A 22,828-nucleotide genomic window follows, 5' to 3' on the forward strand; every position below is an offset into this window, starting at 1 on the left:
CGTGGGCGTTGTCCCTGGGGAGCATCCGCTCGCGTTCTTCAGTGGCAGCCCGCCGGAGGGCTCGCCGCGCATGGCGTGCAGCCGCCGGGCGAGCGCCCCCGGGGCGGGACGGCGCCGCTGCTGTCGCAGGCGGCGCGGTTCGGTGAAGAAGATCAACCGTGCTCGGCCGTCACGCCGGCCCTGCGGCGTGATCACGCGGCCGCCGATGCCGGATGCCGGCCGCCACCGGCGCGGGATAAGGCCGGGATGTGGCGCCGCCGGCATCGCATGCCCGCAGCGCGGGCCGAGCGGCAGCCCTGCTCGACGCAGCCGGGGCGGCTCCGATCGACGATCCAGCCAGGCTTGCGCCGGCCGAAGGCGGAGGACCGCGCAAGGCGCGCCTCATCGCCGAGCAGATACGCGGAGCAAAGCGCCTGTTCAGGCCGTCAGGCGCCCGAGCCGGCGGCTGGCAGGCCACGATAGCCCATGGCGAGCACGTAGAGCTCGCTCGAATCGGCCCGGCTCGCCTGCGGCTTGATGTGCTTGACGGTCGTGAAATCGCGCTTCAGGTCGGCCAGCAGCTGCCCTTCGGTGCCGCCCTGCAGCACCTTGCACAGGAAATGGCCGCCGGGCGCCAGCACCTGCCGGGCGAAATCGATGGCGAGTTCGGCGAGATAGACGATCTTCAGGTGGTCGGTCTGCTTGTGGCCGGTGGCATTGGCGGCCATGTCCGAGAGGACGACATCGGCTTCGCCGCCGAGCAGTTCCTTCAGCCGGTCCGGCGCGTCCTCGGCGGTGAAATCGCCCTGGATGAAGGCAACGCCCGGCACGGGGTCGATGGCGAGCAGGTCGATGCCGACGATCTTGCCCTGCCCTTTCTCGAGGCCGATGCGTTTGGCCGCCACCTGCAGCCAGCCGCCGGGCGCGGCGCCGAGATCGACGATCCGCTGCCCCGGCTTGAGGAGCCGCACCTTGTCGTCGATCTCGATCAACTTGTAGGCGGCGCGCGAGCGCCAGCCGTCGCGCTTGGCGCGCGCCACATAGGGGTCGTTGAGCTGCCGCTCCAGCCAGCGCTGCTGGCTGGTGGTGCGCTTCTTGGCGGTCTTCAGCCTGACCGTCAGCTCGCGGCCACCACCGCCCGATCTGGCGCTCATCGCCGGTCTCCGTCGTGATTTCTGTAGAAAGGCCGCCGCCAGACGCCGTCAGCGCGCATCAGGCCGACCAGAATGCCCTCGCGCAGGCCCCGGTCGGCCACCCGCAGGCGCTCGCACGGGAAGTGGCGGCGCATGCCCTCCAGGATCGCGCAGCCGGCCAGCACCAGGTCGGCGCGCTCGGCGCCGATGCAGGGATGGCCGATCCGCTGCTCGTAGCTCATATCCAGGAGCTGCTGCAGGATGATGTCGACCTCGCCCGCCGCCAGCCAGGCGCCGTCGACGCGGCGGCGGTCATATTTGACGAGGCCGAGATGGACGCCGGCCAGCGTCGTGACCGTGCCCGACGTGCCCAGCATGTGCAGGTGCTGCAACTGGCCGCGGATCGCCTCGCGATGGGCGAAACAGGCCACCATGTCGGCGACCTCGTCGACCATGCGCGCGAAGCTTTCGCGCGTGACGCGCTGCCCGCCGTGACGCTCGGCCAGGGTCACGACCCCCACCGGCAGCGAGGTCCAGCCGAGGATGTCGGCGCTCGGCGGCCCGCCGGAGCGGCCGGGCCCGCGCGGCAGCAGCCAGACGAGCTCGGAGGAGCCGCCGCCGATGTCGAACAGAATGACGCCGCGGGCGCGCGGGTCGGCGAGCGGCGCGCAGCCCTGTGCGGCCAGATGGGCCTCGGTCTGGCGATCGACGATTTCGAGCCTGAGGCCGGTCTCCTGCCGGACGCGGTCGATGAAGATGGCGCCGTTCTCAGCCGCTCGGCAGGCTTCGGTCGCGATCAGCCGCGCCCGCGTCACCTGCCTGTCCTGCAGCTTGGCCCGGCAGACCTTCAGCGCCTCGACGGCGCGGTCCATGGCCGCTTCGCTGAGCCGGCCGGTCTGAGCAAGGCCCTCGCCCAGGCGGACGATGCGCGAGAAGGCATCGACCACCCGGAAGCTCGCCCCTTCGGGCTTGGCCACCAGAAGGCGGCAATTGTTCGTTCCGAGATCGAGCGCAGCATAGAGCCGCCGCGGCGGGCGGCCGGACTCGGCCAAAGACCCACCGCGCGCAGCCGCGGCTGGCGCCGCCGGCTGCACGCCCGATTCCCCCGGCGAACCGCCATTCTGCGGTTCGTGGGCCATGGCAACCTTTCCACCGCCGGTTCCGGAACGCCGAAGCGCTCGACGGATCGGGCGATTGATGCTGTTCAGTTGGGCGTGAGTGTAGCAGCCGGGACGGTCGTCGCAAGCTTTGCACACATGGCTGCAATTTGGCCGTCATTCTCCTGCGCCAGGGCCTTGAACTCCGTCCGGCAATCGACTATCACCGCGCCTCGCACCGAGGCAGCGCTTCGGGGCGCCCCTGGTGGGGGATAGTTTAATGGTAGAACAGCGGACTCTGACTCCGTTAGTCTTGGTTCGAATCCAGGTCCCCCAGCCATCCAAAAAGCCCGCCCGATCAAGGATCTGGCGGGCTTTTTTGGCTCGGAACGGACGACGGCGGCGGGCGCGCAGGCGATGTCCGGGCCGGATGTCGGCCGCACATCGTCGCCCCGCACCGCGGTGAACCAGCGGCACCGGACGGAACTGTCCGGTCAGGGCGCCCGAGACCTCATGGGCTGAACACCAGCACCAGGAACACGAAGAACACACCGAGGTGCACCGCGCCCTCGAGCATGGTCGTCCGGGTGCCCGTGAAGGTAAGCGTCGACAGGACCAGCGTCATCGCCAGCAGGATCATGTTGGTCGGCGACAGGCCGAGCACGACGTTCTGGCCGGTCAGGACACCGATGGCGAGCACGGCCGGCACCGTGAGGCCAAGCGTCGAGGCCGCAGCGCCGAGGCAGAGATTGATCGCCCGCTGCAACTGGTTCGCCGTGATGGCCCTGAGCGCGGTGATGCATTCGGGCGTGAACACCACCATGGCGATCAGGATGCCGCCGAGCGCCGGCGGGGCGCCGAGGCGGGCAATGCCGAAATCGAGCACCTTGGCGAGGCTTTTGGCGAGCAGGACGATCGGCAGAATGTTGAGCAGGAGAAAGAGGACCGGCTTGGCGAGCGGGCCCCCGGCATCACCATGGTCGTGGCCGGCTTCCGCCGGCGCCGCCTGCGGGTCGTCCGAAGGCGGCTCGCGATAGAATTCGGCGTGCCGGCCGGTCTGCAGCAGCAGGAAGGCGCCGTAGAGGGCAATCATGAAGATGGAGAAGCTGATCGCCTGGAAGGAGGTCAGGGTGCCGTCATTCGTGGAGGTCGTGAAATTCGGCAGGATGAGCGGAATGACCGAGAGCGGAATGATGATGGCAAGATAGGACGAGGCGCCCTTCAGGCTGTAGCGCTGGGAGAAATGCTTCATTCCTCCGATCAGCAGCCCGACGCCGACCACCCCGTTGAGCACGATCATCAGGACCGCGAACATGGTGTCGCGCCCGAGCGTCGGGGCGCCCTTGGCGCCCAGCATCACCGCCGAGATCAGGGCGACCTCGATGATCACGATGGCCAATGTGAGAATCAGCGTGCCGTAGGGCTCGCCCAGCCGATGGGCCAGGATCTCCGCCTCGTGGACGACGCCGAAGGCGGCCCACATGATCACGGCCAGCAGCCAGGCGAAGACGGCGAGCGCGACGACCCACTGGTCGAGGCCTCCGAGCAGCGCATCGCCGAGAACAAAAAACGCGGCGACGCTGGCCCATGCGACGACGAGGCGGAGAATGACGATCGGCATGACGGGCGAACCTCGGCTGCGAATGACGGATGACGAATGAACGATGAAAAAGGGCGGCTTGACGAAAGCTGACGGCCCGGGCGGCCGCATTCCGATCTTGAAATCTGCCGGGCCGCGCGTCCAGATGGTCCTGTCAAGCCGGCAAACCGATTTGCCCGCAGGACATTCCACTCAATCAGCCGCCCTGCCCTTCAGGGCTGGCGCAGCGGCTCGGCCCTGGCGAGCACAGCCGCGGTCTCGGTGATCATGCCGTCGCTCGCCATCCGGCCGAGCACCCAGTCTCGCCGGGCCCTCGCCCGCCCGGCATTGTCGGCGAGATCGATGCGATAGAGATTCGGCGCCTTCGGCAGTGCGGCGAGCGAAGCGGCTTCGGCAACGCTGAGCGCGGCGAGCGGCTTGCCGAAATAGGTATCGGCGGCGGCCGCGACGCCATAGGCCGCGCCGCCGAAATAGATCTGGTTCAGATAGATCTCGAGGATTCGCTCCTTGGACAGAGCCGCCTCGATCCGGCCGGCGAGGATCGCCTCGCGCACCTTGCGGCCGAGCGAGCGTGGCTCGGCCGCCAGCAGCAGGTTCTTCGCCACCTGCTGGGTGATCGTGGAGCCGCCTTCGGGATCCTCGCCCCGGTTGACGATGTTGCGGACGGCCGCCCGGGCAATCGCCGGCAGGCTGGTGCCGCCGTGATCGAAGAAGCGCCGGTCCTCGGCCGCAAGGAAAGCCTTCACGACATGGGCCGGAATCATGTCGAGCGGGACGAAGTCGCGCCGCTCGAGCAGCCGGCCGGAAGCGTCGCGGCGCAGCACTGTCTGCGGGCGGTAGGTTGCGAGCTGGCCGACTTCCGGCAGGTCCTGGCCGTGGATCGCGACGAGCGCGCCGCCACCCATCCCGAAGGCGATGAGCACCATGGCGCCAGCCGCGGCGGTGCGGCGGGTCCAGCGCGCCATGCGCCCGCCGGCAACCGCGTAGGGCCGGCTCAGGAGGTCGAGCGGGATCGACCAGGCGGCCGCAAGCCGTTCCGCCATCGCCGCCGACAGCATGCGCCGCCGTCCGAGCACCTCCGAGGCGCGCGAGCGTGACCCGAGCACGGCCGCGAGGTCGCGTTGCGAGCGGCCCTGCGCCTGCATGGCGAGTTCCAGCACGGCCACGGGATCGGCCGGCGGAATGGCGGCGCTGCGCCGCTCGTAGTCTGCGACCAGGATCGCCAGCACCTCCAGCCGGTCGGCTTCAGCCGATCCCGGCTCAGCCTCGATCGCGGCGCGGATCGCGTCCAGCGCCCGCCGGTGGTCCTCGGCGGAACGGATCGGTTTCAACGGCTCCATGATTCAGCCTCCGCATCAGTCGAAGCCGGGCCGATCGCGTCGAGCACGACAAGGCCAGCGGCGAAGTTGACCCGCCAGACCAGCACGAGCGCCGGCTTGCCGAGCGTGAGATGCCAGCGCCCTGCGGCGTCGCGACGGCTCGCCGGCAGCGCCGCGGCAATATCCGCGGGGCCCGTCCAGCGCGCCGCCCCGACCAGGGCGTGGAACGCCGACAGCAATGGCGCCGCCGGCGGCTGCGCCCGGATCGCATCGTGGATGAGGGACAGACCGACAATCCGCATCAGGGGAAATTTGTTCCCAATTATGGGAACATTAAGGCGCCCGGCTCAGCCGCGGGCCGGCCGGCCCTGGCCGAAACGCCGGCGGAACCAGTCGTCGAGCATGGCCTTCTCGTAGGGCAGCGGGCCCGATGCGTTGCGCGCGCGGATATTGGAGAGATAGTTGAGGTCGGAAATGGTTTCGCTGCCGGCGGCGATCGTCCTGCCGCCCTCGGTCAGGCGATAGCTGAGCTTGACCCGGGGCGGCGTGATGTCGCGCATCACCCGGACTTCGTTGAAGCCGGTGCTGAAGGGCTCGTAGCGGCCGGCGAGATCGAGATCGGTGATCTCGAGCGTCAAGGTCTGCTGCGGCGGCAGATAGCGCTCGCCGAGCGCCTTGAGATGGAGCTCCAGCTCGCGCATCAAGGCCTCGCGCCGGACGGGCCTGCGGAAATCCTGGTCGGCGAAGCGGTCCGGCCCGACGAATTGAACGACCACCCCGGCCTTGGCAACAACCGGCGCGAGGAGGAGGGCCAGAACCGCTCCGGCAAAATGACGTCGTGTCATGGCCCGACCTGTCCTGTGCGTTGCGCGTTCACAAAGTCTAGGCCGGCCCCGGGGCGGGCGCCAAGCCGGCGGCCTGTCAGCGCGTCGATGTCTGCGGCGCGAGCGACGCCAGATGAGGCGGAACGCGCCGGCCGACCGAAACGAGATAGGCCACCATCGGGCCGACGACGGCGCGCACCGCAGGCCGCTCCAGCATGCGCGCGCGCCAGGCGACGAGCTTCGGCTGGTCGTCCGTGAGGCGGGCGCCCATGCGCTCGCCGAAGAGCTGCGCCATGAAGAAGGCGATGTCGGCGAAGGAATAGGCGCCTGCGAGGAACGGCCGGTCGGCGATCCTTGCCTCCATGTCCCCATAAAAGCTGGCCGCACTGGCGAGGGCGGTCTGCGCTGGCTCCTCGTCGAGCCGCCCCTGCAGGCCCATCAGTCTGATGATGGCGGGGAAATAGACCTCGTCCGACATGTGCTCGAGAAGGCGGGCGCGAGCTCTCGCGGCCGGCGCCGCCGGCCACAGCGCGGGCTCCGGCCGCAAGTGCTCGAAATATTCGAAGATCTGTGTCGAATCGAAGATTTCGAGGTCGCCGTCGACCAGCACCGGCACCTGGCGCTTCGGATTGATGCGCAGCACCTCGGCATGTTTGGGCTCGTAGAGCCGGTCCATGTCGAAGGGCACCATGACGAGATCGAACGCGAGCGCCTTCTCGCGCGCGGCGATCTCGGCCTTGGCTCCGAACATGCTGAGCGGTCCGGAATAAAGCCGCATGCGCGTCATGGGCCGCCTCCCTTCGGGTCCCGATGCCTTGCCATGTCCGGCTCCGCCGCAGGCGCCGGTCAGGCCGTCGCCTCGAAGCCGCCGAGCACGGCGGTCAGGTTGGGCCCGAGATTGTCGGAGAGATAGCCCCCTTCCTGCACGAACAGCGTCGGCAGGCCCATGCGCGCAATGGCCGCGCCGGCCGCGCGGAAGCCGCCCGCCGTCACCTTCGCGCCGCCGAAAGGATCGTCGGCCGAGGCGTCGAGGCCGAGTGCGATGACCAGCACGCCGGGATCGAAGGCGGCGATGGTGCGCGCCGACTGCTCGATCGCCGCGACATAGGCCGCGTCGTCGGCGCCATGCGGGATCGGCAAGTTGAGGTTGAAGCCTTCGCCCGCCCCTGCCCCGCGCTCATGCGCATGGCCCCAGAAGAAGGGATAGAAGCGGTTCGGATCGGCATGGACCGAAACGGTGAGCACGTCGGGCCGGTCGTAGAAGATGTCCTGCGTGCCGTTGCCATGATGGATGTCGATGTCGAGCACCGCCACCCGGTCGTGGACGGACCTGAGATATTGCGCGGCGACGGCGGTATTGTTGATGAAGCAGTGGCCGCCGGCCGCATCCCGGTAGGCATGGTGGCCGGGCGGGCGGCACAGCGCATAGGCGGCGCGCTCGCCCTCGATGACGAATTCGGCGGCAGTGATGGCGACGTCGGTGGCCGCGGCCGCCGCGGCCCAGGTCCCGGGCCCGATGCCGCAGGCCATGTCCTGCATGTACCAGCCGGCCCGGCCGGTCAGCGAGGTCGGGAGCGTGCCGCCGCGGCGCACCGGATGGACATTGCCGAGCACCTCGTCGGAGGCGTCGGCGAGGAGTTTCCATTCTTCCGCCGCCTCTTCCAGGAAGCGCAGATAGTCGACCGAATGGACGCCGAGGCGCGGCCCCTGGCCGAAGCTCTCCGCCGGATGAAGGCTGTGGCGGCCCGCCTGGAGGCCCGCCGCCAGGCGGTCGGCGCGCTCGGGCCGCTCCTCGCCCGGCGCGAATTTGCCGCGCAGGACGAAACGCTTCGGATCGTGGCCACGGTGCAGATCGGAGAAGGCGGCTTTCATGACGGTGTTGTCCCGGCGCTGTCCTGAGATACCAGTTGCCACTGGAATCCGAATTCGCGTGATCATCAGGCCGCGACCAAACACGCTCCAAAGCCGGGCTGCAAGAGCCGGCATGCGCAGCAAGGCTGCATATCAGGCGCTTGTCCCCACCGCCCCGGTCGCTAGGCTGAGCCGGGATCGGAGTTCTGACATGTCACTTGATGCTGCCCTGGCCGCGAAAATCCTGAAGGCGGTGGACGACAATTTCGACCGCCAGATGGCGCTGACTGCCGATCTCGTCCGCTTTGCCTCGCAGCGCGGCGCGGAAGGCCCCTGCCAGGATTTCGTGCAGGGACAGATGGAGCAGCGCGGCTGGGTCATCGACCGCTTCGCCATGGACGAGGCCGCGATCGGTCGCCACCCCGGCGGCTCGCCCTTCGCGCCGGAGCATTCGAAGGCGCCCATCGTCGTCGGCATCCACCGGCCGAAGCAGGAGACCGGCCGCAGCCTGATCCTGCAGAGCCATGTCGACGTCGTGCCGCCGGGCCCCGCCTCCATGTGGACGCGGCCTGCCTTCGAGCCGCATATCGAAGGCGACTGGTTTTACGGTCGCGGCGGCGCCGACATGAAGGCCGGCCATGCCGCCATGTTCGCCGTGTTCGACGCCCTGAAGACGATCGGCCTGCAGCCGGCCTCGACCGTCACCGTCCAGTCGGTCGTGGAGGAGGAAGCGACCGGCAACGGCGCGCTGCAGTGCCACCTGCGCGGCTACCGCGCCGATGCCGTGCTGATCCCGGAGCCGGAGGAGGAAAAGCTCATCCGCGCCAATGCCGGCGTCCTCTGGTTCCGCGTCGAGGTGGCCGGGCTGCCGGTACACGTCAGCCATGCTGGCTCGGGCCAGAACGCCATCGAGGCCGCCTTCGGGTTGATCGCCGCCCTGCGCGGCCTCGAGGCCGACTGGAACGCGAAGAAGGGCGAGCACGCCCTGTTCGCCGACGACCCGCACCCGATCAACCTGAATATCGGCAAGATCGAGGGCGGCGACTGGGCCTCCTCGGTTCCGGCCTGGTGCAGCTTCGACTGCCGCATCGCCATCTATCCGGGCGAGCGGCCGGAGGCCATGCAGCGCGCGGTGGAGGCGACCATCCAGGCCGCCTCGCGCAACGACCGCTTCCTGTCCAACAATCCGCCGCGCGTCGTCTGGAACGGCTTCACCACCGAAGGCTACGTCCTGGAGCCGGGCTCGGAGGCCGAGGCGACCCTGGGCCGGGCGCATGAGGCGGCGACAGGCAAGCCGCTCGAGACCATGGTGACGCCGGCCTATCTCGATACCCGCGTCTACGCGCTCTACGATCAGGTGCCGGCGCTCTGTTACGGGCCGATCTCGGAAAACATCCACGGCTTCGACGAGCGCTTTTCGGTCGCCAGCATGCGCCGCGTGACCCGCACGATGGCCCTGTTCGTCGCCGAATGGTGCGGCGTCGAGCCGATCTGAACACCACTACCCGCCCTCCTGCAGCATCCGTCCGGAGCCTTCCATGCCCCTCGATCCCGTTCTCGCCGACCAGATCCTCAAGGCGGTCGACGACAATTTCGCCGACCAGATCGAACTGACCAAGGCGCTGGTGCGCTTTCCCTCGCGGCGCGGCGAGGAGAACGCGGTACAGGATTTCGTGTTCCGCCAGATGAAGTCGCGCGGCTGGGCGATGGACCGCTTCGACATGGACGAGGAGGCGATCAAGCGCCATCCCGGCGGCTCGCCCTTCGCGCCCGAGCATTCGAAAGCCCCGATCGTCGTCGGCATCCACAGGCCGAAGCAGGAGACCGGCCGCAGCCTGATCATGCAGGGCCATATCGACGTCGTGCCGGAGGGGCCGACCGCGATGTGGACCAGCCCGCCGTTCGAACCACGCATCGACGGCGACTGGTTCTACGGCCGCGGCGCCGGTGACATGAAGGCGGGCCATGCCTCGATGTTCGCGGTCTTCGACGCGCTCCGGCGCATCGGCCTGCAGCCGGCGGCAACCGTCACGGTGCAGTCGGTGGTCGAGGAAGAATCGACCGGCAACGGTGCCCTGCAATGTCATCTGCGGGGCTACAAGGGCGAAGCGGCGATCATTCCCGAACCGTCGGGCGAGACGCTGACGCGCGCCAATGTCGGCGTCGTCTGGTTCAAGGTGGACGTGGCCGGCCTGCCGGTGCATGTGCGCGAGGCCGGCAACGGCCAGAATGCCATCGAGGCCGCCTACGGCATCATCCGCAAATTGCGCGAGCTCGAAGCCTTCTGGAACACGAAGACGTCGGAATACCCGCTGTTCGCCAACACGCCGCACCCGATCAACCTCAATATCGGCAAGATCAAGGGCGGCGACTGGGCCTCCTCGGTGCCGGCCTGGTGCAGCTTCGACTGCCGCATCGCGCTGTTCCCGGGCGAGAAGCCCGAGGCAATGATGCGCGCGATCGAGGAGACCGTCGCCAAGGCGACGCGCGAGGACCGGTTCCTCGCCAACAACCCGCCGCGCATCACCTGGAACGGCTTCACCACCGAAGGCTACGTGCTGGAGCCCGGCTCCGAGGCCGAGGCGGTGCTCGGCCGGGCACATCTGCGCTCCACCGGCGCGCCGCTGACCGAAACAGTGCTGCCGGCCTATCTCGACGGCCGCGTCTATGCGCTGTTCGACAAGATCCCGACGCTCAACTACGGCCCCTATTGTGAGCTGGCTCACGGTTTCGACGAGCGCTTCTCGATCGCCAGCCTCAAGCGCTCGACCGGAACCATGGCCCTGTTCGTCGCCGAATGGTGCGGCGTCGAGCCGATCTGACCGGCCAGGGATGACCCGGAACAAGTTCGGCTCGGATCGGTTTGCTCCGAGCCGTCTTGACCTATGGGGAGTGGTCCCCGACAGTCCGACGCCCCCATGGAGAATCCCCGATGACTACGCCCGTCCGTGACGCTCTCGAAGCTTCGCTCGCCCGGATCGACGCACCAAATTCGGACGGCCGCGTCACCTACACCAAGGTCTATGCCGAGCGCGCGCGCGCCGAGGCCGACGCGGCCGATGCCCGCGCCAGGGCCGGCGTGTCGCTCTCCCCCGTCGACGGCTGGATCGTCTCGATCAAGGACCTGTTCGACGTGGCCGGCGAAACGACCACGGCCGGATCGGCGATCCTGCGCAACCGTCCCGCGGCGACGGCCGACGCGCCCGCCGTCGCGCGCCTGAGGCGGGGCGGCGCGGTCATCGTCGGCAAGACCAATATGAGCGAGTTCGCCTTCTCCGGCATCGGCATCAACCCGCATTTCGGCACGCCCGGCAATGCCGCCGACAAGAGCCGCGTTCCGGGCGGCTCGTCTTCCGGCGCCGGCGTCTCGGTCGCCGAGGGCACGGCCCGGATGGGCCTCGGCTCGGACACCGGCGGCTCGATCCGCATTCCGGCCGCGCTCAACGGCTGCGTCGGGTTCAAGCCGACCGAGCGGCGCGTGCCGAAGGCCGGCGCCTTCCCGCTGTCCCCTACGCTCGATTCGATCGGCCCGCTGGCCACCACGGTCGCCGACTGCGCGGCCGCCGACATGGTGCTGGCCGGCGATGACGCCTGGACGCTGGAGCCGGCGCCGCTGGCCGGCCTGCGGCTCGCCATTCCGCGCGGCCGCCTGTTCGGCCAGACCGAGCCGGAGGTCGAGAAAGCCTTCGAGGCATCGGTGGCGAAGCTGACCAAGGCCGGCGCGCAGGTCAGCGACATTTCCATCGAGGACCTGCTGCAGGAGCTCGCCGACGCCATGGCCAAGGCGCCGCTGGTGGCGATCGAGGCCTCGGCCGTCCATGCCGAATGGCTGGAGGAGCGCGCCCGCGATTTCGATCCGCGCGTGCTCGCGCGCGTCCGCCTCGGCGCCAAGGCTGCGGCCTCGGACTATATCCGGCTCCTCGCCAAGCGGGCCGAGCTCGTCCTGCGCATGCGTGACAGGCTCGCCGATATCGACGCCCTGATCCTGCCGACGACGCCGATCCGCGCGCCGAAGATCTTCGACCTGATCGCCTCGGACGACCAGTTCTGGACCGCCAACGGCCTCGTCCTGCGCAACACGACGGTGGGCAACATCTTCGATTTCTGCGGCGTCTCCCTGCCCTGCCACCAGGGCAAGGGCCTGCCGATCGGCTTCATGATGACGGCGCTCGCCGGCCAGGACCGGCGGCTGCTGCGCATGGCCGCTGCGGTCGAGCCCCTGTTGCAGGGCTGAGAGCAGAGGATCGCGCGGCGCGCGGCCCATCGGCGCGCCGCAAAGCAGCCCGGGCGCGGGCGCGCGATCCTGCCCGCACGGGCATCAGAGCGGCTTGGTCATCCGTTTCAGCCAGGCGAGAGCTGCGCCGTCGAGCTGCTTCGCCAGGACCTTCAGGACGCGGGCGTGATAGGCATCGATCCAGGCGCGCTCCGCCGGGTCGAGCAGGCCGACCTCGATGGCCCGCCGGTCGATCGGACAGAAGGTGATCGCCTCGAAGTCGAGAAAGCCCTCGAAGGAGGCCTCGCGCACGACCAGCAGGTTTTCGATGCGGATGCCGTGCGAGCCGGTCTTGTAATAGCCCGGCTCGTTGGACAGGATCATGCCCGGTTCGAGCGGTACCTGGCTGAGCGGCGACAAGCGTGCCGGCCCTTCGTGAACGCCGAGATAGCTGCCGACGCCATGGCCCGTGCCGTGATCGAAGTCGAGCCCGTGGGCCCAGAGATTGCGGCGGGCGAAAGCATCGATCGCAACCCCGCCGGTCCCCTTTGGAAAACGCGCCGTGGCCACCGCGATATGGCCTTTCAGCACCAGGGTGAAATGCCGCTTCAATTCGCGCGGCACGCGGCCGACCGGAATGGTGCGGGTGATGTCGGTGGTGCCGTCGGCATATTGACCGCCGGAATCGAGCAGGAAGAAAGTGCCCGTCTCCACCGGCCGGGCGGTCTGTTCGCTGGCCCGGTAGTGGACGATCGCGCCGTTCGGTCCGCAGCCGGCAATGGTGGTGAAGCTCGACCCGCGATACATCGGATCCTCGCCGCGGATCTCCTCCAGCTTCGCCATGACCTGCAATTCGCTGAGGCCCAGCGCCTCGGCATCGAACCAGGTCAGGAAACGCACCATGGCAGCGCCGTCGCGTGCGTGAGCCTTGCGGGTGCCGGCAAGCTCGGCGGCATTCTTGCGCGCCTTGGGCAGAACGGTCGGGTCGGCCCCGCGGACGACCGTCGCGCCGGCCGCGGCGAGCCGCGCCTCGATCCAGGCGGTGGCGGTGTCCGGCTCGATCGAAACGGTTTTCCCGGCAAGGTCGGCGAGGCCTTCGGCAAAGGCCTCGATCGGCCGGATCGTCACGGTATTGCCGAGCTGCTGGACGAGCCCGGCCGTCAGCTTCTGCCGGTCGACGAACCAGGTGGCGTGGCCGTCGGCGGCAAGCACGAGGAAGCTCTGCACCAGCGGCGTCGACGGCGTGTCGCCGCCGCGCACATTGAGGATCCAGGCGATCGAATCGAGCTGATTCAGCACCGTCGCCGCCGCGCCGCGCGCAGCGATCTCGGCGCCGAGCCGCTTGCGCTTGTCTTCGCTCGCCTCCCCGGCGAAGGCCAGCGGCTGGCTGTGGACCGAAGCGAACGGGTCGCCGGGCTGGTCGATCCAGATCTGGTCGATCGGATTGGCGTCGAGCGCGACGAGCTCGGCCCCGACCTTGGCGAGGGCGGCGCGCCAGCGCTCCGCCTCGCTGAGCGCGGTGATGCGCGGGTCGTAGCCGACACGATCGCCCTTGCGCAGCTTGGCCGGCAGCCATTCGATCGCCGGCGGCTTGCGGAAATGGCGGCACTCGATCACCGCGGCATCGGTTTCCGCCGGCGCCTGCAGGGTATAGCGGCCGTCGACGAAGAGCGCCGCCGCCTTGCGCAACACCACGGCGAAGCCGGCCGACCCGCTGAAACCGGTCAGCCAGCGCAGCCGCTCGGCGCGGGCGACGATATATTCGCCCTGATGCTCGTCGGAACGTGGCACCAGCAGTGCCGCGAGCTTCAGCTTGGCAAGCAGCTTCTGGAGGGCGGGAATGCGGCTCGAATCACGCTCGAAAGCCGGCTCCGGCGTCTCCGCCAGCATCGCCCTCAGCTGGAAGCGCTGTTCGACCGAGGCATGCGGACAGGCCGCGGCCATCCATTCGTCGGGATGCGGGCTTGCCGGCGTCGCCTTGACGCGGGCGAGGATCGGGCGAAGCCCTTCGGGATCAAATGCCATGTAGGACCTGCTTGGCCGCCTCGCTTCCCGCCAGGCGCCCGAGGACGACGGCGGTAACGAGGCCATTGCCGGAAAGATAACCCGACGAATCCGGTCCTGACACCCCCACCGCCGCGCCACCCGCCGCGAAAAGATTGGGCAGGCTCGAACCGTCGGTCCGGCAGACGCGCGTCTGACGGTCGACCATCAGCCCACCCTGGGTGTGGAACAGCGCGCCGGTCACCCGCACCGCCCGATAGGGCGGCGTGAGCGGGACGAGCCCCGACCAGTCGCGGCCGAAGCCGTCCGTCCCGCCGGCGCGCGCGTGACCTGCCGCAGTTTCGAGAGTCGCATCAAACACATCCCGCGGCATCTTCATCGCATCAGCGAGCGCCGCAGGCGTCGCGGCGCAGACGATGGCGCCGGCCGCCTCGGCCCGGCGGAAGTCCTCGAACTGCCGCGCTATGCCGGCAATGCGCTCGTCGAACACGTCCCAGGCGATCCCGCCGGGCTGGCGGAGCACGGCGATCCCGGCCTCAGAATAGCCCTGCGCCTCGTTCCAGAACCGCCGGCCCGCGGCATTGACCTGGAAGCCGCCTTCCATGATCACCGCCCAGGAGATCAGGATGCCGTGCGGGTGGGCGACCGAGCCGTGCCCCTGATGACCGGTCATATGCTTGAGACCCGCGCCGAGCGCCGTGCCCCAAAGGACGGCGTCGCCCTGATTGCCGGCATGGCCGAAATAGAGCGCCGCGGCGAGATCGGGAATATGGGTGGCGACCATCGCCTTGTTGCCGCCATAGCCGTTGCAGGCGAGGATCACCGCCTCAGCACCGATCCGCTCGGCCGAACCGTCGGGGCGCCTGACCTCGAGGCCGCGCACCCGCCCGTCGGCACCGGCGATCAGCGCCGTCACATGGGCCTCGGTGACGATGCCGATCCCCGCATTTTCCGCCGCCGCGCGCAGCCGGTCGATCAGTTCCGCTCCCGACCGCGAGGCGAGGCCGTGCATGCGGCGGGCGCTGTGGCCGGGATAGGAGAAATCGGCGACGACGGTGAAGGCGAGGCCGTGGCGCCGGGTCAGCCAGTCGATGGCCGGGCCGGCGCCGCGCGCCACCAGGTCCAGAACGACCGGATCGGCCTCGCCATGCGCCTTGGCCTGGATATCTGCGGCGAACCGCTCGACCGTGTCGTCAATGCCGGCCGCTCGCTGGGCATCGGTCGCCGGCGCGGGGATCAGACCCGCCGAGAGGGCCGTCGAGCCCTGCGGCACCGCATCACGTTCGAACACGACCGGCTCGATGCCGGCCTCGGCGGCCGCCAGCGCCGCGCAGAGCCCGGCCGCGCCGGCGCCGACGATCGCGACCGGCACGGTGGTATCGAAAGCTTCCTCGTCGAAGCGAACATGCGACATGACCCGCCTCCCGGCTCAGGCGCCGCGTTCGGTCATGAGCTCGGCGACCGTCGCGATATGGGCGACCGGGCGCAATCCGGCGATCGCCTCCTCGTGCACCCTGGGCGAGAAGGCCGCGCAGCCGTCCTCGATGACGGTCACCTCGAAGTCGCGCACATGCGCGTCGCGCACGGTCGAGGCGACACCGCCGTTGGTGACGATGCCGGCGACCAGGAGATGCTGGATGCCGGCCTTGCGCAGCACCCATTCGAGCCGGGACATGTAGAAGGCCGAGAAGGCCACCTTCTCGACCTTGATGTCGGCCGGCTGCAGGGTGTCGACGAGATCGTGCCCCCAGGCACCCGGGAGGAAGTCGCCCTTGGCAAGAAATGGCCGCAGCTTCTTCAGATGCGGCGAGATGAAGGGCTCCCCGCCCTTGCCGGGCACCAGGGTGAAATGGGTCGAGACGACGAAAGCGCCGCGGCGGCGCAGCTGCGCGGCGAGCGGCGCGAGGCGCGCCGGCAGCGCCGCGATCTCGGCGGCCGTCTGTCCCGCCCGCCCGTAGGCCCCCTTCGGATCCAGGAAATCGTTCTGCAGATCGCAGAGAAGGAGGGCAGTGCTCGCGAGTGTCATCGGCCCCGCTCCATGATGAGATTGCCGAGCGTGTCGACCCGGCCGCGCTGGCCCGGGGGAATGACAGTCGTGGCATCGGGCTGTTCGAGAATGGCCGGCCCGTCGATGATTGCGCCCACCGGCAGGTCGAGCCGCGACCAGACCGAGGTGTCGCGCCAGCCGCCGAACCAGACCTTGCGCTCGCCCCGCCTTGCCGCCTCCAGCGAGGCCCCCGCACCCGGCGCCAGCGCGCCGAGATCCACCCGCGGCCGGCGGCCGATGGCCGACGTGCGCAGATTGACGATCCGGACGCCGAGCCCCGGCAGCAGGCGCGAGAAGGCGCGCGAATAGGCCTTTTCGAAAGCTTCGCGGACGATCGCGGCGGTCACGCCGGTGCGCCCGTCCGTCAGCGTCACCGGCAACGGCACGGCGACCGTGTGGGTCTGGCCGAGATAGTGCATGTCCAATTCGAAGCCGACATCGATGCGCGCAACGGCAAGGCCCGCCCCGGCGACGACCGCATGGGCCGCGGCGCCTTCCGCCGCCATGCGGCGGTCGAGCGCCTCGGCATCGAGGCCGTCCAGGGTCACGTTGAGGGTCTGCACCTGGTCATGCCTGATATCGGCGATGACACAGCCCATGGCCGAGGTGACGCCCGGAAAGCGGGGCACGAGGGCCGCCTTCAGGCCGATATCGGCAATGAGGGCGCCGGCGTGCAGCGCGCCGCCGCCGCCGAACGGCACCAGCGCGAATTTCGCGGGATCATGGCCGCGCTCGATGGAGACGAGACGGATCGCCCCGGCCATGCGCGCGTCGGCGACCCGGATGATCGCCTCGGCCGCTGCCTGCGCGTCGAGGCCGAGCGGCGCACCGACATGGCGGCGGATAGCCTCCGCCGCGGCCTCGACGTCGAGGCGCTGCAGGGCGCCGCCGATCGGCCGCTCGGCATTGATCCGGCCGAGCACGATATTGGCGTCGGTCAGCGTCGGCCGCTCGCCGCCCTGGCCATAGGCGACCGGCCCCGGCCGCGAGCCGGCGCTTTCCGGCCCGACCTCCAGCAGCCCGCCCTTGTCGACATGGGCGATCGAGCCGCCGCCGGCGCCGATCGTGGTGATCTCGATCATCGGGTTGCGGATGACGAGGCCGAAATCGATCGTGGTCTGGGCGGCGAGCGCCGCCGTGCCGCCCGATATCAGCGATACGTCGAACGAGGTGCCGCCGAGATCGCCCGTGATGACGTCGGGATAGCCGGCGGCCTCGGCGATCGCCGCGGCGGCGATGACGCCGGCGGCGGGCCCCGACAGGGCCGTCCGCACCGGCAGCCGGCGGGCGGTCGCCGTCGACATCACGCCGCCATTGGACTGGACGATGTGGAACGGCCCGCCGAAGCGCTCGGCCGCCAGGGCCTCCTCGAGCTTGGCGAGATAGGAGCCGACCACCGGCTGCAGATAGGCGTTGAGCGCCGTCGTCGAGGCCCGCTCGAACTCGCGGATCTCCGGCAGGATCTCGGAGGAGACCGAGACGTGGTCGTTCGGCCAGACCGCGCGGGCGGCCTCGGCGGCGGCCCGTTCGTTGGCCGGATTGGCATAGGCGTTGATGAAGACGATGGCGAGCGCCGTCACGCCCTTGGCAAGGAGCGCCTCCGCCGCGGCACGCACCTCCTCGGGATCGACGGCGTCACGGATCGTACCGTCGGCGAGCGTGCGCTCGCGCACCTCGACCCGCACGTCGCGATCGACCACGGGCGAGAAATCGCCCCACAGCCCCCAGGTGTTGCGCCGGTCGCGCCGGCGCATCTCCAGCGCGTCGCGGAAGCCGGGCGTGGTGATGATGCCGACCCGCGCGCCCTTGCGCTCGAGCAGCGCATTGGTGCCGACCGTCGTGCCGTGCACGATCGAGCCGAGGCGGTCGATGGCGCCGCCGGCCTTCAGGCCGGCCAGAAAGCCGACCGCCTCGTCGCCGCGGTTCGACGGCACCTTGGCCGTGCTGAACGTGCCGGCCGCCTCGTCCATGAAGAAGAGGTCGGTGAAGGTGCCGCCGACATCGACGCCGACCAGGGGAGAGCCGCTCATGCGAGGCCTATGACGTAATTCGTTTCGAGATGATCGGGCGTCACATATTCGAAGATGACATCGCGGGCGATGGCCTGCGGCGTGCGCTTGGCCGGATCGCCGAAACCGCCGCCGCCGGGCGTCTCGAGCCTGACGCGATGGCCGGGCGCGAGCTTGACCCCCGTCACCTTGGAGGCCATCGGCGGCTCGTGCCAGCCGGACTTGTCGCTCCAGGCGAACCGGTTGAGCGCGGCGCTGCCGCCGCCATTGACGCCGAAGGGCGCGTAGCGGCCACGCTCACCGAGCAGGAAGACCTCGGCGCCGCGCGGATCGAGCAGCTCGATCTCGTAGATCGCGCCGAGCCCGCCGCGATGCTCGCCCGCCCCGGCCGAATCCGGCCGCAGCGCCCATTGGGTGAACATGACCGGATAGGCTGCCTCGAGGATCTCCACCGGCGGAATGGTGGCGGTCGAGATCGGATTGTTGGCATGGCTGAGGCCGTCGCTTTCCGGGTTGCCGCCTAGACCCCCGCCGAAAAACGAAAACATCACCCAGCGCGAACCGTCGGCGCGGTGGCCGGCGATGGACAGCGCATTGATGGTGCCGAAGGGGCCGGCGGTCGCGCGCTCCGGCACGGCCTTGGCCAGCGCGCCGAAGACCACGCCGATGAGGCGCAGAATGGTCTCGGTATAGCCGGCCATCGGCTTGGGCGCACGCGCGCCGAGCAGCGTCGTGTCCGGAATGACGAAATCGATCGGCCGGAGGCAGCCGGCATTGGCCGGCACGTCGGTGAAGACGTGCTTCAGCGCGACATAGCAGGCGGCGACCGTCGTCGCGGTCGAAATGTTGATCGGGCCCTGGCAGGGCGGCGACGAGCGCGAAAAATCGAGCGTCATCCGATCGCCCGAAACGGTCAGGTCCAACGCGACGGTCAGCTTCTCGTCGGTGATGCCGTCATTGTCGAGATAGTCCTCGAAGGCGTAGCGGCCGTCGGGCAAGGCCGCGATCGCCTCGCGCATCAGTGCCTCGGCGCGATCCGAAAAGGCCGTGAAGGCGGCTTCGACGACCCCCTCGCCGTAGTCGTCGAGAAGCCCCGCCAGCCGCTTCTCGCCGAGATCGAGAGCGTTGATCTGGCCGTTGAGATCGCCCCAGTTGGAGTTCGGCAGGCGCGAATTGGCCGCGAGGATGTCGACGATGTCCTGGCGCAGCTCACCCTTGGCGATGAGCCGCACAACCGGGATCAGCACGCCTTCCTGGAAGCTCTCAGTCGCGACCGGATTGTAGCCACCGGGCACATTGCCGCCAATGTCGAGCCAGTGGCCGGCGGATGCCAGCCAGCAGAACAGCCGACCGTCCCGGAAGATCGGGCGCACCAGGCGGAAATCGTTGAGATGGGTGCCGCCGGCATATTGGTCGTTGAAGATGAAGGTGTCGCCCGGCTCAGGCCCGCCCTGCGCCCTGGTCTTGTCGATGACGGCCTTCACCGCGAAGGCCATGGCGCCGACGAAGATCGGCAGGCCCTTGGTGCCCTGCACCAGCGTCTCGCCCGTGTCGCGGTGATAGAGCCCGTGACAGGCGTCGCGCGCTTCCGCGATGATCGGATTGAACGCCGAGCGATACAGCGTCGCATCCATCTCGTCGGCGATCTGCTCGAGGCGGCCCTTCAGGACCGCGAGGGTGACCGGGTCGAGTGCCGTCACGCGCCGCCTCCGTCGGAGTCGTATTTGCGCCCCTGCTCCAGAAGTTCGCTGGTGCCGACGATATCGGCAAGCTCGTCGAAGGAATACATCTGGTCGCGGATCGCGTCCGAGGTGCCGTCGGCCATCAGCGTATCGTAGAAGCTCCGCGCGGTCTTCGCCATGGCGCGCACGACGCCGGCCGAGAAGACGACGAGGTCGTAGCCCATGGCCTCGAGCTCGGCGACCGGCGTCATCGGCGTCCGTCCGCCCTCGACCATATTGGCCATCAGCGGGCGCTTGCCGCCGAGCGCCGTCGGCACCGCGGCAAGCTCCGCATTGGTCCGCGGCGCCTCGACGAAGATGACGTCGGCGCCGGCCTCGATATAGCGCTCGGCGCGTTCGAAGGCCCGTTCGAAGCCTTCGACGGCGCCGGCATCGGTGCGCCCGATGACCACGATGTCGTTGATGCGTGCATCGACCGCGGCCTTGATCTTGCCGACCATCTCCTCGGTCGGCACGACGTCCTTGCCGCGCAGATGACCGCAGCGCTTGGGGAAGGTCTGATCCTCGATCTGGATGGCCGCCGCCCCGGCCCGCTCGAAGAAACGGATGGTGCGCTGGACGGTGATGGCATTGCCGAAGCCGGTATCGCCGTCGACGATCAGGGGCACGTCGACCTTGTCGGCGATGCGGGCGACCACCTCGGTGACCTCGGTCATGGTGGTGAGCCCGACATCGGCCATGCCGAGGCGCGAATAGGCGATGCCGGCGCCGGTCAGGTAGAGCGCCTCGAAGCCCGCATTGACCGCGAGCACCGCGGTCAGCGGATCGATCACGCCGGGAGCAACCAGAACAGGGCGCCGCTGCAGCCGCGCGCGCAGAATCTGGGGCGTATTGTTCATGAAGCTCCTCCCGGCATGTGTATGAGCGTCGTCAGTCTTTGTGGGTCGTTCTCGGCATCGAGCGCCGCCACCGCGGCAATCACCCGCCGGGCGCGCGCCTCGCCCCAGACCGGCGCGGTGATCTCGACGAATTTCGCCTCGACCTCGGCCGGCGGATAGGGATCCTCGGTGTCACCCTTGTTGGTGGTGGCCATGGCCGTCAGGATGCGCCCGTCGGCGAGCCGCAGCGTCACCCGGGCCGGCCGGGCCGCCGGCAGCATGGCGGTGAGCGCAGGATCCTCGTCGACGCGCACCCGGCTTGCCAGCGCCAGCACGGTGCGGTCGGCACGCGCCGCATCGCGGAAGGCGTCGATCGAGGCGCTGCCGTGGACGAGTGTCGTCGCCAGCGCGAAGGGCAGCGAGAATTTTGCCGCCAGCATGGTTTTCGGCTCGGGATCGTCGAGCTGCGCCGCCCAGACATAGGTCGAGACGTCGATGCCGAGCACGGCCTTCGGATCGATCCGGCCGCCGGCCTCGGCGACGATCGTGCCGAGCGCGTCGAGCGCGGCATGGGTGTAACGGCAGGCGGCATGGCGCTTGAAATAGTTGCGCGCGATCTCGTAGCGCTCACCGAGCGCTTCGGTCATCGCGGCCGGATCGAAACCGGTCGCGGCGATCGTGCCGTAGACGCTGGCGACGCCGTCGCGCTCGCCGCCGAAGCCGGCGGTCACCAGCTCCCAGGCCATCAGGCCGATCTTGTTGGAGAAGCCGGCATAGCTGTTTCGGATGGTCGCGCCCTCCAGCATGGTCTTGCGGCTGGTGGTCAGGCCGAGCGAGGACGCGACATTGATGGCTTCGACCATCGTCTCGGCGTCGGCCTCGGCGAGCCGCGCAATGGCGACCGCCGCGCCGACCGTGCCCCAGGTGCCGTGCGGATGCATGGCGACATTGAGTTTCGAGGCGATGCCGATGCGGGCGCCGATCTCGTAACCGAGCACGACCGCCGTGATCAGGTCCTCGCCCGAGCAGCCCATGCGGGCCGCGGCGACGAGCGCGGCCGGCACGACATGGATGCCGGGATGGCCGCGGGCATATTGATTGCCTTCGTCGAGCTCCAGCATGGTGCCGGCGACGCCGGCGAGAAAGGCGGCGTTCGAAGCCGACAGGCGCTGGGCACCACCGATGACGGGCGAGGCCCCCGGCCCGTCCAGCGCCTCGAGCCGGAGCGCCAGGGCCTGCATTTCCGGCTCGGCCATGCCCGCGACGATCGCGCCGATACTGTCCAGGATCACCTGTCGCGTCCGCGCCACCACCGGCCCGGGCAGGTCGTGGAAGGTCAGGTTGGCGGCAAAGCGGCCCCAGGCGGCGAGCCAGTCCGCTCGCGGCTCGGCGGCGAGCTCGGTGGCGGTCTTCACTCCCTCGGTTACGATCGGCATGGTCAGAGCCCCAGATAGGCGCGTCTCAGCGCGGGATCGGCAGCGAGATCCTTCGCGCTGCCCTGCAGGGCGAAGGTCCCGTTTTCGAGAATGAACGCACGGCCGGCCAGTTCCAGCGACTGGACGACGTTCTGCTCGACCAGCATCACGGCGAGCCCTTCGGCATTGATCCTGGACACGAGCGCGAACATCTCCTCGACCAGCAGCGGCGACAGGCCGAGCGACGGCTCGTCGAGAATGATCAGGCGCGGCTCGGCCATCAGGCCGCGGCCGATTGCCAGCATCTGCTGCTCGCCGCCCGAAAGGGTGCCGGCGCGCTGGCGCGCCCGCTCCTCCAGCCGTGGAAAGATGGCGAAGACCTTGGCGAGATTGGCTGCCCTGTTGGCCTTGCCGCGCCGGTAGGAACCGAGCTCGAGATTTTCCCGCACGGTCATGTTCGGGAAGATCTTGCGGCCTTCCGGCACATGGATGAGCCCGAGCTCGACGATCGCCTGCGACGAGGCGCGGGTGATGTCCTGGCCGAGGAAGCGGATGCACCCGGATGTCGCCGGGCAGACGCCCGACAGCACCTTGTTGAGCGTCGTCTTGCCGACGCCGTTGGAGCCGAGCACCGCAACGATCTCGCCCGGTGCGACCGTCATGGTCAGGCCGCGCAGGATCTCGGTCCCGCCATAGCCGGCATGCAGCTCTTCGACCGTCAGCAGCGGCTCAGCCATGGCCCGCCTCCGCGCTGAGGCGCTCCGCCGCGCCATGGCC

19 protein-coding genes and 1 tRNA gene are annotated in these 22,828 nt (G+C 69.4%); 4 read left to right on the plus strand and 16 right to left on the minus strand.

What is annotated here, in order from left to right:
* Positions 1-425 precede the first annotated feature (425 nt).
* Positions 426-1,133, minus strand: a complete 708-nt coding sequence (locus tag OZ671_RS06525) for an RlmE family RNA methyltransferase (protein ID WP_268859985.1) — start codon at positions 1,131-1,133, stop codon at positions 426-428.
* A complete protein-coding gene (locus tag OZ671_RS06530; RefSeq protein WP_268859986.1) occupies positions 1,130-2,251 on the minus strand; it encodes a Ppx/GppA phosphatase family protein in 1,122 nt (373 codons plus the stop codon). Before OZ671_RS06530 ends, OZ671_RS06525 begins: the two co-directional genes overlap by 4 nt.
* A gap of 224 nt (positions 2,252-2,475) precedes the next feature.
* On the opposite strand from OZ671_RS06530, the gene OZ671_RS06535 reads away from it, so the two are divergent.
* Positions 2,476-2,549: transfer RNA gene (locus OZ671_RS06535), tRNA-Gln, on the plus strand.
* Between the two features lie 171 nt (positions 2,550-2,720).
* Here the strand turns inward: OZ671_RS06535 and OZ671_RS06540 are convergent.
* The 6 genes from OZ671_RS06540 to OZ671_RS06565 all read right to left on the minus strand — a co-directional run bounded on the left by OZ671_RS06540 (position 2,721) and on the right by OZ671_RS06565 (position 7,824).
* On the minus strand, positions 2,721-3,830 hold the full coding sequence (locus OZ671_RS06540; protein ID WP_268859987.1) for a calcium:proton antiporter: 1,110 nt from the start codon (positions 3,828-3,830) through the stop codon (positions 2,721-2,723).
* Between the two features lie 191 nt (positions 3,831-4,021).
* Positions 4,022-5,149: a transglycosylase domain-containing protein gene (locus OZ671_RS06545; RefSeq protein WP_268859988.1), complete on the minus strand. Its 1,128-nt coding sequence runs from the start codon at positions 5,147-5,149 to the stop codon at positions 4,022-4,024.
* Entirely contained in the window at positions 5,137-5,367 is a 231-nt protein-coding gene (locus OZ671_RS06550) for a hypothetical protein (protein ID WP_268859989.1), read from the minus strand. Before OZ671_RS06550 ends, OZ671_RS06545 begins: the two co-directional genes overlap by 13 nt.
* A gap of 108 nt (positions 5,368-5,475) precedes the next feature.
* Positions 5,476-5,973, minus strand: coding sequence for a DUF3016 domain-containing protein (locus OZ671_RS06555; RefSeq protein WP_268859990.1), 498 nt, complete (start codon positions 5,971-5,973; stop codon positions 5,476-5,478).
* 76 nt (positions 5,974-6,049) lie between these two features.
* Positions 6,050-6,739 (minus strand): glutathione S-transferase family protein, encoded by a 690-nt coding sequence (locus tag OZ671_RS06560; protein WP_268859991.1) that lies wholly within the window; start codon positions 6,737-6,739, stop codon positions 6,050-6,052.
* Positions 6,740-6,798: 59 nt separating this feature from the next.
* On the minus strand, positions 6,799-7,824 hold the full coding sequence (locus tag OZ671_RS06565) for a histone deacetylase family protein (RefSeq protein WP_268859992.1): 1,026 nt from the start codon (positions 7,822-7,824) through the stop codon (positions 6,799-6,801).
* Positions 7,825-8,014: 190 nt separating this feature from the next.
* Between OZ671_RS06565 and OZ671_RS06570 the strand changes: the two genes are divergently transcribed.
* The 3 genes from OZ671_RS06570 (at position 8,015) to OZ671_RS06580 (ending at position 12,037) form a co-directional block, all read left to right on the plus strand.
* Positions 8,015-9,298, plus strand: coding sequence for an ArgE/DapE family deacylase (locus tag OZ671_RS06570; protein WP_268859993.1), 1,284 nt, complete (start codon positions 8,015-8,017; stop codon positions 9,296-9,298).
* Positions 9,299-9,341: 43 nt separating this feature from the next.
* Positions 9,342-10,625 carry an ArgE/DapE family deacylase gene (locus OZ671_RS06575; RefSeq protein WP_268859994.1) on the plus strand — a complete coding sequence of 428 codons (1,284 nt, stop codon included), beginning with the start codon at positions 9,342-9,344 and terminating at the stop codon, positions 10,623-10,625.
* Positions 10,626-10,735: 110 nt separating this feature from the next.
* Complete coding sequence (locus OZ671_RS06580) at positions 10,736-12,037, plus strand: amidase (protein ID WP_268859995.1); 1,302 nt, start codon at positions 10,736-10,738, stop codon at positions 12,035-12,037.
* An 84-nt stretch (positions 12,038-12,121) separates the two neighbouring features.
* On the opposite strand, the gene OZ671_RS06585 is transcribed toward OZ671_RS06580, so the two are convergent.
* From OZ671_RS06585 to OZ671_RS06620, 8 genes are read right to left on the minus strand one after another with little or no spacing between them, the layout of a single operon-like run.
* Positions 12,122-14,041: an aminopeptidase P family protein gene (locus OZ671_RS06585; protein ID WP_268859996.1), complete on the minus strand. Its 1,920-nt coding sequence runs from the start codon at positions 14,039-14,041 to the stop codon at positions 12,122-12,124.
* On the minus strand, positions 14,031-15,434 hold the full coding sequence (locus OZ671_RS06590) for an FAD-dependent oxidoreductase (protein ID WP_268859997.1): 1,404 nt from the start codon (positions 15,432-15,434) through the stop codon (positions 14,031-14,033). The genes OZ671_RS06585 and OZ671_RS06590 overlap by 11 nt, the downstream gene beginning before the upstream one ends.
* Before the next feature lie 15 nt (positions 15,435-15,449).
* A complete protein-coding gene (locus OZ671_RS06595) occupies positions 15,450-16,046 on the minus strand; it encodes a cysteine hydrolase family protein (protein ID WP_268859998.1) in 597 nt (198 codons plus the stop codon).
* Positions 16,043-18,097, minus strand: coding sequence for a hydantoinase/oxoprolinase family protein (locus tag OZ671_RS06600; protein WP_268859999.1), 2,055 nt, complete (start codon positions 18,095-18,097; stop codon positions 16,043-16,045). Before OZ671_RS06600 ends, OZ671_RS06595 begins: the two co-directional genes overlap by 4 nt.
* Positions 18,094-19,776, minus strand: a complete 1,683-nt coding sequence (locus tag OZ671_RS06605; protein WP_268860000.1) for a hydantoinase B/oxoprolinase family protein — start codon at positions 19,774-19,776, stop codon at positions 18,094-18,096. The genes OZ671_RS06600 and OZ671_RS06605 overlap by 4 nt, the downstream gene beginning before the upstream one ends.
* Positions 19,773-20,657 (minus strand): isocitrate lyase/PEP mutase family protein, encoded by an 885-nt coding sequence (locus tag OZ671_RS06610; RefSeq protein ID WP_268860001.1) that lies wholly within the window; start codon positions 20,655-20,657, stop codon positions 19,773-19,775. The genes OZ671_RS06605 and OZ671_RS06610 overlap by 4 nt, the downstream gene beginning before the upstream one ends.
* Positions 20,654-22,072: an MmgE/PrpD family protein gene (locus tag OZ671_RS06615; RefSeq protein ID WP_268860002.1), complete on the minus strand. Its 1,419-nt coding sequence runs from the start codon at positions 22,070-22,072 to the stop codon at positions 20,654-20,656. The genes OZ671_RS06610 and OZ671_RS06615 overlap by 4 nt, the downstream gene beginning before the upstream one ends.
* A 2-nt stretch (positions 22,073-22,074) precedes the next feature.
* Entirely contained in the window at positions 22,075-22,776 is a 702-nt protein-coding gene (locus OZ671_RS06620; protein WP_268860045.1) for an ABC transporter ATP-binding protein, read from the minus strand.
* Positions 22,777-22,828 lie beyond the last annotated feature (52 nt).

The sequence above is a fragment of the Phreatobacter sp. AB_2022a genome (assembly GCF_026847585.1).
GTDB lineage: Bacteria > Pseudomonadota > Alphaproteobacteria > Rhizobiales > Phreatobacteraceae > Phreatobacter.

Excerpts from the sequence above, each read along its gene's own strand:
- OZ671_RS06525 (WP_268859985.1), bottom strand. The coding sequence starts at position 1,133 with ATGAGCGCCAGATCGGGCGGTGGTGGCCGCGAGCTGACGGTCAGGCTG.
- OZ671_RS06530 (WP_268859986.1), bottom strand. The coding sequence starts at position 2,251 with ATGGCCCACGAACCGCAGAATGGCGGTTCGCCGGGGGAATCGGGCGTG.
- OZ671_RS06540 (WP_268859987.1), bottom strand. The coding sequence starts at position 3,830 with ATGCCGATCGTCATTCTCCGCCTCGTCGTCGCATGGGCCAGCGTCGCC.
- OZ671_RS06545 (WP_268859988.1), bottom strand. The coding sequence starts at position 5,149 with ATGGAGCCGTTGAAACCGATCCGTTCCGCCGAGGACCACCGGCGGGCG.
- OZ671_RS06555 (WP_268859990.1), bottom strand. The coding sequence starts at position 5,973 with ATGACACGACGTCATTTTGCCGGAGCGGTTCTGGCCCTCCTCCTCGCG.
- OZ671_RS06560 (WP_268859991.1), bottom strand. The coding sequence starts at position 6,739 with ATGACGCGCATGCGGCTTTATTCCGGACCGCTCAGCATGTTCGGAGCC.
- OZ671_RS06565 (WP_268859992.1), bottom strand. The coding sequence starts at position 7,824 with ATGAAAGCCGCCTTCTCCGATCTGCACCGTGGCCACGATCCGAAGCGT.
- OZ671_RS06570 (WP_268859993.1), top strand. The coding sequence starts at position 8,015 with ATGTCACTTGATGCTGCCCTGGCCGCGAAAATCCTGAAGGCGGTGGAC.
- OZ671_RS06575 (WP_268859994.1), top strand. The coding sequence starts at position 9,342 with ATGCCCCTCGATCCCGTTCTCGCCGACCAGATCCTCAAGGCGGTCGAC.
- OZ671_RS06580 (WP_268859995.1), top strand. The coding sequence starts at position 10,736 with ATGACTACGCCCGTCCGTGACGCTCTCGAAGCTTCGCTCGCCCGGATC.
- OZ671_RS06585 (WP_268859996.1), bottom strand. The coding sequence starts at position 14,041 with ATGGCATTTGATCCCGAAGGGCTTCGCCCGATCCTCGCCCGCGTCAAG.
- OZ671_RS06590 (WP_268859997.1), bottom strand. The coding sequence starts at position 15,434 with ATGTCGCATGTTCGCTTCGACGAGGAAGCTTTCGATACCACCGTGCCG.
- OZ671_RS06595 (WP_268859998.1), bottom strand. The coding sequence starts at position 16,046 with ATGACACTCGCGAGCACTGCCCTCCTTCTCTGCGATCTGCAGAACGAT.
- OZ671_RS06600 (WP_268859999.1), bottom strand. The coding sequence starts at position 18,097 with ATGAGCGGCTCTCCCCTGGTCGGCGTCGATGTCGGCGGCACCTTCACC.
- OZ671_RS06610 (WP_268860001.1), bottom strand. The coding sequence starts at position 20,657 with ATGAACAATACGCCCCAGATTCTGCGCGCGCGGCTGCAGCGGCGCCCT.
- OZ671_RS06615 (WP_268860002.1), bottom strand. The coding sequence starts at position 22,072 with ATGCCGATCGTAACCGAGGGAGTGAAGACCGCCACCGAGCTCGCCGCC.